This is a genomic window from Asticcacaulis sp. (assembly GCF_051954415.1).
In the GTDB taxonomy this organism is placed as follows: domain Bacteria; phylum Pseudomonadota; class Alphaproteobacteria; order Caulobacterales; family Caulobacteraceae; genus Asticcacaulis.
Genome location: NZ_JBQCHT010000010.1, coordinates 22917 through 36371, shown reverse-complemented (window position 1 = coordinate 36371; position 13455 = coordinate 22917). Strand labels below are relative to the sequence as shown.

At 59.8% G+C, this 13455-nt stretch carries 13 protein-coding genes and 1 tRNA gene; 2 read left to right on the top strand and 12 right to left on the bottom strand.

Going from position 1 to position 13455, the window contains the following annotated elements; translation table 11 throughout:
- Positions 1-31: 31 nt before the first annotated feature.
- From ACTHND_RS03250 to ACTHND_RS03235, 4 genes are all read right to left on the bottom strand, one after another.
- Positions 32-2368 carry a glycoside hydrolase family protein gene (locus tag ACTHND_RS03250; protein WP_440175865.1) on the bottom strand — a complete coding sequence of 779 codons (2337 nt, stop codon included), beginning with the start codon at positions 2366-2368 and terminating at the stop codon, positions 32-34.
- Positions 2369-2510: 142 nt separating this feature from the next.
- Complete coding sequence (gene mgtE / locus ACTHND_RS03245) at positions 2511-4004, bottom strand: magnesium transporter (protein WP_440175864.1); 1494 nt, start codon at positions 4002-4004, stop codon at positions 2511-2513.
- Positions 4005-4060: 56 nt separating this feature from the next.
- A tRNA-Leu gene (locus ACTHND_RS03240) sits at positions 4061-4145 on the bottom strand.
- Between the two features lie 89 nt (positions 4146-4234).
- Positions 4235-4513 (bottom strand): FliM/FliN family flagellar motor switch protein, encoded by a 279-nt coding sequence (locus ACTHND_RS03235; protein ID WP_440175863.1) that lies wholly within the window; start codon positions 4511-4513, stop codon positions 4235-4237.
- Between the two features lie 66 nt (positions 4514-4579).
- Here ACTHND_RS03235 and lipB point away from each other — a divergent pair, with 66 nt between their 5' ends.
- Positions 4580-5281, top strand: coding sequence for a lipoyl(octanoyl) transferase LipB (gene lipB, locus ACTHND_RS03230; RefSeq protein WP_440175861.1), 702 nt, complete (start codon positions 4580-4582; stop codon positions 5279-5281).
- Here the strand turns inward: lipB and ACTHND_RS03225 are convergent.
- From ACTHND_RS03225 to ACTHND_RS03195, 7 genes are all read right to left on the bottom strand, one after another.
- On the bottom strand, positions 5230-5724 hold the full coding sequence (locus tag ACTHND_RS03225; protein WP_440175860.1) for a hypothetical protein: 495 nt from the start codon (positions 5722-5724) through the stop codon (positions 5230-5232). The genes lipB and ACTHND_RS03225 overlap by 52 nt on opposite strands.
- A 5-nt stretch (positions 5725-5729) precedes the next feature.
- Positions 5730-6137 carry a DUF805 domain-containing protein gene (locus tag ACTHND_RS03220; protein ID WP_440175858.1) on the bottom strand — a complete coding sequence of 136 codons (408 nt, stop codon included), beginning with the start codon at positions 6135-6137 and terminating at the stop codon, positions 5730-5732.
- Between the two features lie 62 nt (positions 6138-6199).
- Positions 6200-7018, bottom strand: a complete 819-nt coding sequence (locus ACTHND_RS03215; RefSeq protein WP_440175857.1) for an RluA family pseudouridine synthase — start codon at positions 7016-7018, stop codon at positions 6200-6202.
- Between the two features lie 38 nt (positions 7019-7056).
- Positions 7057-7527, bottom strand: coding sequence for a DUF805 domain-containing protein (locus ACTHND_RS03210; protein ID WP_440175856.1), 471 nt, complete (start codon positions 7525-7527; stop codon positions 7057-7059).
- Between the two features lie 20 nt (positions 7528-7547).
- A complete protein-coding gene (locus ACTHND_RS03205; RefSeq protein ID WP_440175855.1) occupies positions 7548-8894 on the bottom strand; it encodes a replication-associated recombination protein A in 1347 nt (448 codons plus the stop codon).
- Positions 8895-8936: 42 nt separating this feature from the next.
- Positions 8937-9170, bottom strand: a complete 234-nt coding sequence (locus tag ACTHND_RS03200; protein WP_440175854.1) for a hypothetical protein — start codon at positions 9168-9170, stop codon at positions 8937-8939.
- A gap of 69 nt (positions 9171-9239) precedes the next feature.
- Entirely contained in the window at positions 9240-11195 is a 1956-nt protein-coding gene (locus ACTHND_RS03195) for a M61 family metallopeptidase (RefSeq protein WP_440175853.1), read from the bottom strand.
- A gap of 155 nt (positions 11196-11350) precedes the next feature.
- Here ACTHND_RS03195 and ACTHND_RS03190 point away from each other — a divergent pair, with 155 nt between their 5' ends.
- Positions 11351-11956, top strand: coding sequence for an alpha/beta family hydrolase (locus ACTHND_RS03190; protein ID WP_440175852.1), 606 nt, complete (start codon positions 11351-11353; stop codon positions 11954-11956).
- A gap of 1 nt (position 11957) precedes the next feature.
- On the opposite strand, the gene ACTHND_RS03185 is transcribed toward ACTHND_RS03190, so the two are convergent.
- Positions 11958-13382, bottom strand: coding sequence for a Do family serine endopeptidase (locus ACTHND_RS03185; protein WP_440175851.1), 1425 nt, complete (start codon positions 13380-13382; stop codon positions 11958-11960).
- Positions 13383-13455: the final 73 nt, after the last annotated feature.

Below are 13455 nucleotides of genomic sequence, written 5' to 3'. Positions count from 1 at the left end.
TTGCGAGGAGCCATGCGGCGCTTGAGCTAAATCAGTCCTTCAAACCGCCAAGCCGTTTCAGGATCAGCCACACCGAAATCGAAACAAACAGGATGCCCAGCGCGGCGGTGCCGATGGAAATAAAGGTATAGGTATCAACCATGCCGTTGCGGATGACGGTCTGATCATGCGTCGCCTGCCACCAGGCGCCCGTCGCGGCACCGAGGCAACCCAGGCCGATACCACTGATGGTGATGAGCCACAGCGTCTTCATGATCATCTGCCACAGGGTCTCATGCGGCTCATCTGTCTCCTCGGCGGACAGGGCGATGCGATCGCCGTTCATCATCCAGGACTCGTTGTCATCCTCATAGGCTGCGGTCTGGAAATTCGATGACGGGCCAGCGCGCAGGAAAGGTTGCTCCGGCTCCGCCCGTTGCGGCGTTGCCTGGGGCGCCTGGTAATCCTGCGGCAGCGGGCGCTGGAGCTGTTCGCGCCAGTGCAGGCCGCCGATTTCGGCCGCAATCGGCGCATTTGACGGCGCCGACAGATCGACCGGCGCGGGACGCGGGACTTCGACCAGGGTTTCCGTCGCCGCCGCGATTACAGGGGCGGCGGCCGGGATCGGCTTTGCGTAAGGATTCAGGGCGGTAATCACCGGCGGCGGCATGGTCGAGGCCGAACCGATCGGGCTGAAATCCACCACCGTCGGCGCTGCTTCCGGCTCAGGGGTTTCTGACACAGCTTCCGCGCGCGACGAGATTTCAAATGGCGCCGATTCAGCGCTCGAAGGCGAAATGACGCTGTGATTGGTGAATTCGGGGCCTGGCTGTGCCGCCGGTGGTGCCACTGGGGTGGGTTGCGGTGCAGATTGTGGTGCAGATTGCGTTTCCGGCGCCGGCTTTGGGAAAGGCCCGGCCAGCGGGCGCCCCAGATTGCCGCCGCCATAAGGCGAGTACAGCCGCATCAGGGCAGCCGCGGCTTCGGCCTTGCGCGCCTTTTCCGCTTCATCATCGGCCGGAGGCGCCGGTTGCACCACCACTTCCCGATCCCGCTTTTCCTGCTCAAGGCGGGCTTGTTCAAGTTTGGCTTGCTCAAGACGGGCCTGCTCCGCTTGCGCGCGTTCGGCGGCCTGACGGGCCTGCTCCTGACGTATCTTTTCCTGGCGTTCGCTTTCGAGACGCTCCGCCTCCGCGCGTTCGGCTTCCAGACGCTCCGTTTCCAGGCGTTCGCGTTCCAGTCGTTCCGCTTCGATGCGCGCCTGTTCCAGACGGACCTGTTCGAGCCTTATCTGCTCCTGGCGCACGGCTTCGGCGCGAATGGAAGCCAGACGGGCGGCCTCGGCCTGCTCCGCTTCGATACGGGCCTGCTCCATACGCCACTGCTCAAGGCGTTCTTGTTCAAGTCTGGCCTGTTCAAGTCTGGCCTGTTCAAGTTGGGCCTGCTCGATACGCGCGGCTTCAAGCCGTTGTTGTTCCTGAATGCGCGCCGCTTCGGCGGCACGAGCCGCCGCCAGGGCCTCGGCCTCTCTCTGCATTTCAAGCCGCTGAGTTTCGAGTCTTTGGGATTCGAGTCTTTGGGCTTCAGCCCGCTCGGCTTCGATACGCAGGGCTTCCGCGCGCAGGGCCTCTGCCCGCTGCGCCTCTTCCAGGCGCCTTTGTTCGTCCTGGGCACGGGCGATGGCGGCCTGAATATCTATGCTCGTTCTGGCTTCTGGCGCAGCCGGAGGCACCGGTGTACCGGCAAAGCCCTGGGGTAGGCTTTCCACAACGGTTTCCGCCGGCGCAGGCGTGCCTAAGTCGATGACCTGGCGTTCTGCTGCGGCCGGGGCCGGCGAGGCATACGGATTGATATAGCTGGCCTCAGGAGCGGCAACCGGTGACGGCGGCACATCTTCAACCGGCCGGCCGAGCGTGGCGGCCTGGTGGCTGATGTCTTCGGGCGTCAGGAACAGATCCTTTTCGGCGGCACGGCGGCGGATCAGCGGCGCCAGCACATAGGTCTGGCCGTTGAATTCAGCCGAACGCCAGCTATCCATGGCCAGGGCGGCTTCGGCGTAACGCCCTTCATTGATGCGCTTGAGCACGGTTGACTGGGCAAAATTCTCAGCGCCGATATTGAAACAGAAGGACACCAGCGCATCGAACTGGTTCTGATTCAGCGGCACGAGCACCAGATTGTTGATGGCGTCCACCACCGGCAGCAGGTCGAAGCGCAACAGGGCATCGGCATCTTCCTGCGTGACGCGGGCGCCTTCACGAGCGGAAAAGGTATGACCATAGCCCAGGGTCCAGCGACCATCGGGCAAACGGGCCGCGGTTGTACGCAGCCCTTCAAAACTCTTGATGAGCTCGACCCCCGCGCGGGAGACTTTTTGACGCGCTCTCATCCGTAATCCCAGTCCCTGAACCTGGCCCCAGACTGAACATCACAGGGCCGAACACCACAGGCGGCAACCGCCCGATTGCCCCAAAACAAGACAGTTTTCGAGCCTTGTGTTCCAATCTAGCAAACCACAGACCATTTAAGATTTACAAGAGGATTATGGCAGCCAGACCCAGGAAACTGAAATAGCCGCAGAAATCCGTCACCAAAGTCACGAAAATCGGCGAGGCCCCGGCCGGGTCCATCCCCATCCTGGAGGCGCCCATCGGTATCAGGGTGCCCCCCAGGGCCGCCATGGTGAAATTGATCACGGTCGCCCCCGCAATAACCCCCGCCAGCCTGTAATCATGCCAGAAGACCAGCACTACGCCCGCCAGCCCCAGGCCAACACAGCCGCCGATCAGCAGGCCAGACAGAATCTCGCGCCCCAGGGTACGCATGGCATTCGCCGCGGTCAGTTCGCGGGCCGACAGCGCCCGCACGGCCACGGTCAGGGCCTGGGTGCCGAAATTGCCGCCGATCGACGCCACAATCGGCATCAAGGTGGCCAGCACGACCATCTTGACAATCTCGCCCTGGAAGGCGTTGATCACAGTCACCGAGGCAAAGGCCGTCACCAGATTGATCAGCAGCCACGGCAGGCGTGATTTCACCATCGCCATGATGTCGGTGTCGCGCCCCTCGATATCCGACACACCACCGAGCGCCAGGATGTCTTCGCGGTTTTCCGCCTGGATGATGTTAACGATGTCGTCGACCGTAATCTGCCCGACCAGCCGGCCGGAGGCATCCACCACCGGCGCTGAGATCAGGTGGTACTTCTCGAAGATGTAGGCCACCTCTTCCTGGTCCATGTCGACGGTGATTTCCGTCGTCGGGTCCATGAGCGCTGACAGCACCATGTCGCGTTTGGTCCGCATCAGCACCGATACCGGCACGGCGCCCACCGGCTTGTGCGAGGGATCGATGACATAGATGTCGAAGAACAGTTCCGGCAGGTCGTCGCCGGCTTCGCGCATATGGTCTATAGCGTGACCCACGGTCCAGAAACTGGGCGCGGCCATAACTTCGCGCTGCATCAGACGACCGGCGGTTTCTTCCTCATAGGCGAGCGACGTGACGATGGCCTCGCGCTCGGATTCCGGCATGGCGGCCAGGACCGCCTTCTGCTGGTCTTCCTCCAGATCCTCGAAAACGGCGGCGGCGTCGTCGGAATCCAGTTCCTGCAGCACCTCGGCGATATCGGCCGTGTGCATACTCTCAATGACTTCCTCACGGATATCGTCATCGAGTTCCGGCAGGATATCAGCCAGGGCGTCGGACGGAATCCACGGAATGACCTCCTCGCGGTAATCTTCCGACAGGAAGCCCAGCAGGTCAGCGATATCGGCGTAATGCAGGGCATCGAGCAGTTCGCGCAGGCGCAGGCCGTCACCGCGATCGGCGGCATCGATGACCAGCGAAATATATTGCGGATTAAGGGCGTAATCGTCCTTTAGGGCAAAATCCTCGATCTGTTCCGGCGTGATCAGCTCGGCATCGATCTCTTCATTGTCACGGCGGTCTTTAACCGGCGTTGCGACAAGGACATCAGTTTCGGGAATATCGGTTTTTTGAGGGGTTTCGGACTTCTGGCTCATCGCTCAGGCTCCCCATTCAGACGCTATCGCGTATGCCTCAAAAATGATCTCCGGATTGGTGCGGTCAAGAAGACTCGAACTTCCACGGGTTGCCCCACAGCGACCTCAACGCTGCGCGTCTACCAATTCCGCCATGACCGCACGCCATCCGGAGAGGGGCGCAGATAGCAACACTTTTACGCTTTGGGAAGCCCTTAATCGCAACTATCCCAAAATATTAGCGGTCAGGCTTACGAACCGATCGCCATAAAGTCATAGACATTGGCCTGGCGGGTGACCACGATCGATATCTTTTCCTCAAAAATCTGGATTTCGCCGCGCGCCACCGGGTGGTTATTGGCCAGGATCCACACCTCGTCATGCTCATGGGCATCGAGCGGAATCACCGCGCCACGGCCCATGCGCAGAAGCTGCGCCATCGGCAAAACCGAACGCCCGAGCAGAACCGAAATTTCAACGGGAACGGCGCCCACCTGGTTAGACACGAAAAAACAGCCCCTAAAACCCACATAATCGAGAGGGAACCCCTATATTAGGGCCTTGCCTCTTAACAACTTATGACACATTGAAGCGACATGCTTTCCGAGACGTTAAACACGCCGCCATTTGCCAAAAAAACGGGCCTGCCGCCTGAATGGATCGTGGCCCCTGCCCTCGTGCCCTATCCCGAAGCCCTGGCCTTCATGGAAGCACGCGTGGCCGCCATCGCCGCCGGCGAGGCGCGCGAAATGGTCTGGCTCGTGGAACACCCGCCGCTTTATACCGCTGGCGTCTCGGCGAAGAAGGAGGACCTGATAGCCCCCGATCGTTTCGAGGTCTTCGATGCCGGACGCGGCGGGCAATATACCTATCATGGCCCCGGCCAGCGCGTGGTCTATGTCATGCTCGATCTCAACCAGCGCCGCAAGGATGTCCGCGCTTTTGTCGAGGCGCTGGAGCGCTGGCTGATCGACACCTTATGGCGTTTCAATGTCGAGGGCCATATCCGTGACGGGCGGGTCGGCGTGTGGGTCGAGCGGCGGGATAAGGGCTACGAGCCGCTGACCGAAGACAAGATCGCTGCCATCGGCATCAAGCTGCGCCGCTGGGTGAGTTTCCACGGCATCAGCTTGAATGTCGAGCCGGACCTGTCGCATTTCGACGGTATCGTGCCGTGCGGCATCACTGAACACGGCGTTACGTCGCTGCTCGACCTCGGCCTGCCGGTAACGATGGATGAAGTGGATTATGCACTGAAATCGAGCTTCGAGGCGATCTTCGGGCCAGTGGAAGCATAGGCTCTCTCAGTCCCCTTTTCATGGTCTATCCGCTCAATAAAGCGGTGCGCACGCGGTATGGCGTTATGCAGATACTGGTCAGCCCCCAGCATCTTTCGTGAATTGAGCGCCTTAGTATCGAGTAGGTCGAAGCCCACCTTTTCTAGGGTAAAACCCCAGCCAGGGTATCGATCGGACCAGCCTCTGATATAATGCGCCAGCAGTCGGTCACGGCGGCTGTAACCGTGATAATCGAAGGCAATGACGCCGTCTGTTACGTAGATGTGATTGCCCCAGTAGCCTTCATGCGGAATAATCCGCTCGGCATAAAAAACAGGCAAGTTCTGGGTTTCCAGAAACACACCCGCCAGAATATGGCAGGCGCCGAAACCGAAGAATATACGGTCAGGCAGCGCCCAGCGTTTTTCAGGATTTTCCTTGATACCCGATTTCAGGGCATACACGAGGCTCAGCCTTCACCCGGCGTCAGGCGAAACAATGTCCGGCCATAGCGGTTGTCACCGCGCTCGCCGGGCATGACGCAGAGATCGATCACCGCCCAGACCAGCACCGCCACGGCGATAAAATCGAAAAAGCCCTGCGGCCGCGGCCAGACCATCACCACTGCCAGCAGGATCACCGCCGACCACCAGCCGGAACGGCCACGATCGTGCAGACGCTTCGAAACCACGCAGGCGCCGCAATAAAAAAGTATCGGATAGACAATCCAGTTGAGAAAAGACAAGGCGCCCGTCACCACCGACTCATAAACGGCCAGAAACAGCAGCAACACCACGGCCGCGATGATCGACGGCATCTGCCCGGCCCGGCCCGTGGACGAGAAAAACAGTTCGCTCCAGTCGATTTTCCGATTCATCCGCCACTCCAATGCTTTGCCTGCCCTTATACCATGACAGCACAGGCGAAAAGTAAAAAGGCTTAAAGCCCGTCGAGGCCGATCTCACGACAGAGCCGGGCCATGTCCTCCGGCACAGGCGCTTCAAGCGTGAACTCCCCCCGGCCATCCGGATGCGGAAAGATCAGTTGCCTGGCGTGCAGCATCAGCCGCGGCACGGCCACGCCGCCCAGTGATAACGCACCGCCATAACGAACATCGCCGGCGATCGGTGATCCCATTTCCGCCAGATGGACGCGAATCTGGTGCATCCGGCCGGTATGGGGCTCGCAGCGCACCAGGGCGGCTTCGTCGGTGCGCGCCAGCACGGTAAAGGCTGTCTCGGCGGTTTGCGCATCGGGATGATCGGCGGTGCAAACGCGGCTATAGGCTTCACGGCCGATTTCCTCGCGCCGCAGCGGGAAACGGATCACGCCCTCGTCCGGCAGATTATGCGAATTGCCGACCACCGCCAGATAGGTTTTGGCAAAGGCTCGGCGGATCATCGCCTTGCCAAGATAGGAGGTCGCCGGCTGGGTTTTCGCCACCAGCAAGATGCCGGAGGTGTCGCGGTCCAGCCGATGGATCAGCATGGGTCGCCGGCCGCTCGGCTTGACAAAGGTCCACATCATATCGTCGAGATTATTGCCACCGCCGCGCCCGCCCTGCGAAGACAAACCGGAGGGTTTGTTGAAGCCCATGATATGCTCATCCTCATAGACGATCATCGACTTCACCCAAGCCTGGTCGGCCTCCGGGATCAGGCGCGGGGCTTTACGCAGATTATCGCTCTTGCTCTTTTGCGGCGGACGGCTGCGACCGCTGGCGAGCGCCTGACGATGCTGAGGGGAATGCTTGACCATGCAGGCTGACTAACCGGACATGGCTTGCGCGTCAAAGCCTATTCAAAGACGCGCGCCTGATCATCCCCTGCTGGCGGCAGGGCGAATACGATCAATAACGCCAATCCGCCTATGCCGGTCAGGTTCAAAAGCAACCATAAGGCGCTGCGGTTAGTATCGTGGAGACGTCGCGCTCCGGCAGCTAATCCCGGCAACAGGAGTACAAGCGGAACAATCTGGGCGAAGCCACCGATAATCGGACGCGCGAATGTCGAAACAAGCAGACTGCACAGAAAACTGGCGAGATAGAACCACCAGTATTCGGAACGGCTGGCCCGGCCATTAAAATCAACGAACTTGCTGAGGCAAACCGTAATGGCGTCACCGAAATTTCTGGCAGGTGCCGACGCCCCGAAACGGTTTGGGCCGCTCGGCCTGACTAGAAACAGGAGTACAGCCAGCACGATGCCTGGGATAAAGGCCAGAACTGCAAAAAGAATCAGAATGTGCCAAAGTGAAAACGAACCCATAAATTCCCCCTCGTATGAAATTACCACTTCTGCTTTTTCTCGCGCAGTTCGGCCCAATATTCAAGCCGCTGTTTCGTCTTGCCTTCGTGGCCGTCGCCCTTGGGATCGTAGAACTTCGGACGCTTCATGCCATCGGGGAAATAGTTCTGGCCGGAGAAACCATCGGGATCGTCCGGATCATAGATATAGCCCGCGCCATAGCCGATATCCTTCATCAGCTTGGTCGGTGCATTGAGAATTACCGCCGGCGGATCAAGATGGCCGGTTTCCTTCGCCAGTTTCACAGCCGACTTGAAGGCCGTGTAGACGCTGTTGGATTTCGGTGCCGACGCCATATGCACCACGGCCTGCGCCAGGGCCAGTTCGCCTTCAGGACTTCCCAGCACCTCGTAGGTATCGCGCGCCGCATGACACATCAGCAAGGACATCGGATCGGCATTGCCAATATCTTCCGAGGCCATGCGGATCAGGCGGCGGGCGATGAACAGCGGATCGTCGCCGCCATTGAGCATCCGCGCCAGCCAGTAAAGCGCCGCGTCCGGATCAGACCCGCGCACCGACTTGTGCAGGGCCGAGATGAGATTGTAGTGCCCTTCCCGGTCCTTGTCGTGATTGGGCCGGCGCTTTTGCAGATGCGCCAGCAAGCCTTCGCTATCTATCGGCGCATCAAAGCCCATGTGGTCCAGCGACTCGATCAGGCTCAGGATATAGCGCCCGTCACCATCGCTCAGCAGCTTCAGCGTGTCGCGGGCTTCCGGCGTCAGCGGCAGGCCGTGGCCGAGGTGGTCCTCGGCGCGGGCGATCAGCTGATCGAGCGCCGCGTCATCCAGCCTTTTCAGCACAAACACCTGGCAGCGCGACAGTAGCGCGCCATTCAATTCAAACGATGGATTTTCGGTGGTGGCGCCGATCAGGGTGACGACCCCGGCCTCGACATAGGGCAAAAAACTGTCCTGCTGGGCGCGGTTAAAACGATGGATCTCATCGACAAACAGAACCGTGCGCGCGCCTTGGGAATGGCGAAACTGCGCCTGTTCGAACGCCTTCTTCAGATCAGCGACGCCGGAAAAGACGGCCGATATCTGTTGAAATTCATAGCCGGCAGCCTCGGCCAGCAGGCGCGCGATGGTCGTCTTGCCGACACCCGGCGGTCCCCACAGGATCAGGCTCGGCAAAAATCCGCGCTCGATCACGCGTGCGATCGCCCCGCCACTACCCAGCACATGATCCTGTCCCACCACCTCGGCAAGCGTCTTCGGTCGCAGGCGATCAGCCAGCGGCTTTGCCGCCTCATCAACTTGTGGGATAGCGCTTTTCAGCGACGGTTCGGGGGCGCCGAACAGATCGGCAATAGGCGCTTTCGACATGAAACAAATATAGAACATCCTTCCCGGCCTGGGAAGGTAAAATTAACGTTTCGTCCGCTGTGCGGCCAGTTCCCGCCGCAGATTTTCGAGCTGCGCCTGCCCCACGGGTGAAAGGGTGACATAGAGCGCGGGGCCATGACCATCCTCGCGGTCCGCCTCCCGGCGACGCGCGGCTTTTCTGCGGGCCTGGCCAACCACAGGCTCAACGGCCTGCACGCGCTGGCGCCAATAGGCGCTGGCCCGCGTTTCAACCTGTCCTGCGCCTGTGAAATACACGCCCACCTCCGGCGCGGAGACACGATTCTCCGCCCAAAGAGGTTAACGCGCATTAACTTTTCGCGCCAGCTATTTCCCCTTTTTCGCTGGCTTATCCTCAGCCCCGTAAATCGGTTTCAGCCAGTCGGTCGTACCCGCTATGCGCTCCAGATGCGGATAACGCAGGCCCTCGTGATAATCGAAGGTGATGGTTCTGAAATACTCCCCATCCTGCACCAGCAGAGTGATCTTGTCGCTATTGCCTGGCTTATGCGCGGCGATCACCATATCCTTCAGACGATCGCTGTCATAGGCCCGGTCATTGACGGCGATGACCTTCATGCCGGCCGTCAGGCCGCTTTTGAAACCCAGGCCATTCCAGAGCACATCGCGGATACTGCCGTCCTTGCCGATAGTCAGGCCCAAACTGTAGCCGAAATTGGCGCCGCGCTTACTCTCATTGCTCTTGATGTAATCCGACGGCGTATCGTCATAAACAAGCTTGTAGCCGCCACGGGTCAGGCCATCGAGCGGCGCCCCTTTTCCTGTGCGCTCCAACCGTGTCTTCAGAAAGCTGGCCCAGTCGTAGGGGTAGACCGAGTTCAGCGCCGTCACCACGTCATCAAAGGTATAGGGCGCCGGCAGGTAAGAGCCGTTATGAACATTGAAGAAGGCCCTGGCGAAATCGTCGAGAGACTTCTTCCCGCCGGTCTTTTCGCGGATCAGGGTATCGGCATCGAGCCAGATCAGGCCGCCCTCAGCATAATAGTCCTCGGAGCGCTGCCAGCTCGGCCACGACTTCGGCTCGCGGTTGGAGATGATCGGATCATAGGTGGTGTCCTGCAAATCGCGCCATTCGCGCGCCGGCAGCAGGTCGTAACTGGCCATGGTCACGGCCATCATCTGCAAACGCTGGTCGAAATTGTAGAGCCCGGCACGGCTTTCCAGCAGTTCGCCCCAGTAGGTCGTGCCGCCTTCATAGACCCACAGAAGTTCATCGCGCATCGGCTCCTGAAAGGTCGGCGTAAACTGCCCGGCGGGGCGGCGGAACTTGCCATCCCAGCTATGGGTATATTCATGCGGCGGAATAAAGCGGCCAAAGCCCTTGCCGACGACATTGCGCAGATACCCCGGCTCGACGGCGTTTTCCGACGAGCGGTGGTGTTCCAGACCGATGCCGCCCATTTCATCGGTGATGGCCAGCAGTATATCATAATGATCGTAATGCTGGCCGCCAAAGAGCTTGCAGGCTTCCTGGACTACTTTCTTCTGGATGGTCAGGGCTTTTTCGGGCACTTCCAGGTCCGCCGGATCATCAGCGGCAATATCGAGGAAGACCGGCACCTTCGAACCGGGATCGAGATCATAACGCTTGAAATAGCGCCCGGCCAAAAGCGGCGAATCGATGAGGTTGTCGTAGGAGATCGGCTTGAAGGTGACGACATCGCCCTCACGCTTCGCCTCTTCCAGAGCCGAACCATAGTTCCAGCCCTGGGGCATCGTAAGCGTCACCTCAACCGGAATACGGCGGGTGAAGAAGCCTGCAGGATAAAGGCTCTCGTTCTCCCACTGCATGTCCATCATGTTGCGCGTATGGACAATCAGGCCGTCGCGTTCCTGCACGGGTGAGAGGAACTGGAAGTCGGCCACCACTTCGGTGACGCCGGCCGGCACCTCGATATGGAAGCCATTGGTCGCCACGTCATCGCGGCGCCACTTCAGCTCTTTTCCGCCCGCCGTGATATGCAGACCGGCCAACTTGGTGATGTCGCTGTCGCGCGGCGAATGGGTGCCTGGCAGCCATTTCGGTTGCAACAGGGTCAGCGGGCCAGCACCTGAAACCGGGATGGCCTCATGGACGGCAATGATATGGCGGTCGAGATCGGTGGCATCGACATGCAGCTTGATCGTGCCGGGATAATCGACATCCTGCGGCGTAGGCAAGGCAGGCGTATCCGGCGCCGGCATTGGCAAGGCCTGTTCCTGCGCCATCGCTCCGCCCGCTATCAGGGCCATCGCCAGGGCCAAACCGGATACCTTCAACATTATACGCCTCCCTAAATGAAGGGGACATTATTGGCAGGGAATCGCAGGCTGTAAAGCAGTTGCGAAAGATACGGCTGTATTAAGATCTTGGTCACATTACCACTTCACAGTTATGAACAGGCCGACCACTGGATAAGGCCAGATGGTAATGAGTCATGTCAGTCAGATCGCAGCTATCCCATGTAACCTTTCTTTTCATGTCAGGAGATCGTTACCCCGACGATCAGTATATTGAGACAGTCTTATGTCATCGCTTGCCCGGCCGTCACCTGACCTACAGCAATCTGATTGAACAGTTCGCCGATGGCGTTCCGCCGCTGGGCTTGGCGCCGCGCATCGCTTTTCTCCGTCGCATTCTGACCTCCATTCCCACGCAAAATCTGATCGTGATAGGATGCTCTTCCGGCGGACGGGTCATGACACGTCTCGCCGCCGAGTCGGCGGGTAATGCGCCGATGGCCGGCATAGTCTGCTTGGGCTATCCTTTTCGCCATCCCGAAAAGGCGCATGAACCTGACAGGGTCGATCACCTGGCACGCCTGAAAGTACCCACCTTGATCCTTCAAGGCGATCAGGACGAATACGGAGACAGATCGACAGCTTTGATTTATCCGTTGTCAGCCAGCACTCAACTGGAATTCATTGCAGCAACCCATGTGCTCCGCTTACAATCCGAGGGCTGGGACTCTCTTGTGGATCGCATATGCCGCTTTGCCATGGATCAGGTGGCGCGACCTGCTCAGCTATCACGCGCAGGCTGATTTAACTGAAGGTCGCCGTGATCATCTGGCCGTTGCGCATGATGCTTATCTGCCAGCGGCGCGCGCCGGCCCTGGTGGCGGCATCGAGATCGGCGGTGGTGTTAATCACCCGGCCATTGACTGATTTGATGATATCGCCCGGACGCAGGCCGATACCCGCCGCATAGCTGCGTGAGGAATCGATAGAATAAACCATCACGCCCTTGGGTGCATCGAAGGGATCGGCGCCAACCTCCTCGGCCACAGCGGGAGAGAGATTGACCACCTTGGCGCCGGCGAAGGGATTATTGCCGGCAATGACACGTTCATCGCGCGCCGGCGTCGCCGAAGGCGGCTGCGCTTTCACTTTTATCGTAAAGGGCTTGCCATTGCGCAGGCCCTGCACTTCGGTCATCTGGCCCACGGTCAAGAGGTCAATACGGTACCGCATGGAGGAGGCGTCATTGACCGGCTGGCCATCGATGCTGAGGATGACGTCACCCGTCTTTAGACCGGCCTGATCCGCTGGCCCTCCGGCATAGATATCCGATACCAGCACGCCTTCCGGGCGATCCATGCCGAGGCTCTTGGCAATATCACTGGTGACGGTGTCGCCCTTGGCACCAAGCCACGGCCGCTGGAGATGCGTGGCACCGCCAGCCGCGCTTTCGACCACGCGGCGCACTAGGGCCGAAGGAATGGCAAAACCGACACCGGCCGAGGAACCGGAACCGGACACGATCATCGAATTGATGCCGATCAGGCGGCCATTCATATCCACCAGGGCGCCGCCGGAATTACCCGGATTGATGGCGGCATCGGTCTGGATATAGGAACCACCGCCAGGGCCGACCTCAGTGCGGTTGAGCGCCGAAATAATGCCATTGGTCACAGTCTGGCCGATACCGAACGGATTGCCGATGGCCAGAACCAGGTCGCCGACCTCCAGATTGCGATCGTCGTCCATTTCGAGCGTAGGGAAGCTTTCCTTGGAAGCGATCTGCAGCACGGCCAGATCGGTGCGCTCATCGGCCAGCAACAGCTTGGCGGGATATTCACGGCGATCATTCAGTACCACCATGAACTGCTGGCCGCCGGCGACGACGTGGTTATTGGTGACGACGATGCCATCCTTGCGCACAATGACGCCGGAGCCCAGCGACTGCTGGACCTGCTGGCGGGGGACAGCGCCAAACATCTGCCAGAACGGATCGACCTGCTGGCGCACCACGCCGCGGGCATAGACATTAACCACGGCCGGCGCCACGGTGCGGACCACAGGCGCAAACGACGCCTTCATGCCAATGGCGCTGTCCGGCACCTTGGACGGCTGGGTCAGGGCTTCATTAAAACTGCCGGAATACTTTTGCCCGTCCTGACTGTGGCCCGGCGAGCAAGCCGCCAGCATGATGACAGTGGCGAGGGCAAACGGTTCGTGCAGTTTCATGTTAGGCTCCTTGCAGTGATCCGGGTATCCTGAATGTAAAAATCATTACGGCAGTATCAAGGCTGACAGCGCC

Coding starts and splice junctions, on each gene's coding strand:
- ACTHND_RS03250 (WP_440175865.1), bottom strand. CDS start 2,368: ATGAGAGCGCGTCAAAAAGTCTCCCGCGCGGGGGTCGAGCTCATCAAG.
- mgtE (WP_440175864.1), bottom strand. CDS start 4,004: ATGAGCCAGAAGTCCGAAACCCCTCAAAAAACCGATATTCCCGAAACT.
- lipB (WP_440175861.1), top strand. CDS start 4,580: ATGCTTTCCGAGACGTTAAACACGCCGCCATTTGCCAAAAAAACGGGC.
- ACTHND_RS03220 (WP_440175858.1), bottom strand. CDS start 6,137: ATGAATCGGAAAATCGACTGGAGCGAACTGTTTTTCTCGTCCACGGGC.
- ACTHND_RS03215 (WP_440175857.1), bottom strand. CDS start 7,018: ATGGTCAAGCATTCCCCTCAGCATCGTCAGGCGCTCGCCAGCGGTCGC.
- ACTHND_RS03210 (WP_440175856.1), bottom strand. CDS start 7,527: ATGGGTTCGTTTTCACTTTGGCACATTCTGATTCTTTTTGCAGTTCTG.
- ACTHND_RS03205 (WP_440175855.1), bottom strand. CDS start 8,894: ATGTCGAAAGCGCCTATTGCCGATCTGTTCGGCGCCCCCGAACCGTCG.
- ACTHND_RS03195 (WP_440175853.1), bottom strand. CDS start 11,195: ATGTTGAAGGTATCCGGTTTGGCCCTGGCGATGGCCCTGATAGCGGGC.
- ACTHND_RS03190 (WP_440175852.1), top strand. CDS start 11,351: ATGTCAGTCAGATCGCAGCTATCCCATGTAACCTTTCTTTTCATGTCA.
- ACTHND_RS03185 (WP_440175851.1), bottom strand. CDS start 13,382: ATGAAACTGCACGAACCGTTTGCCCTCGCCACTGTCATCATGCTGGCG.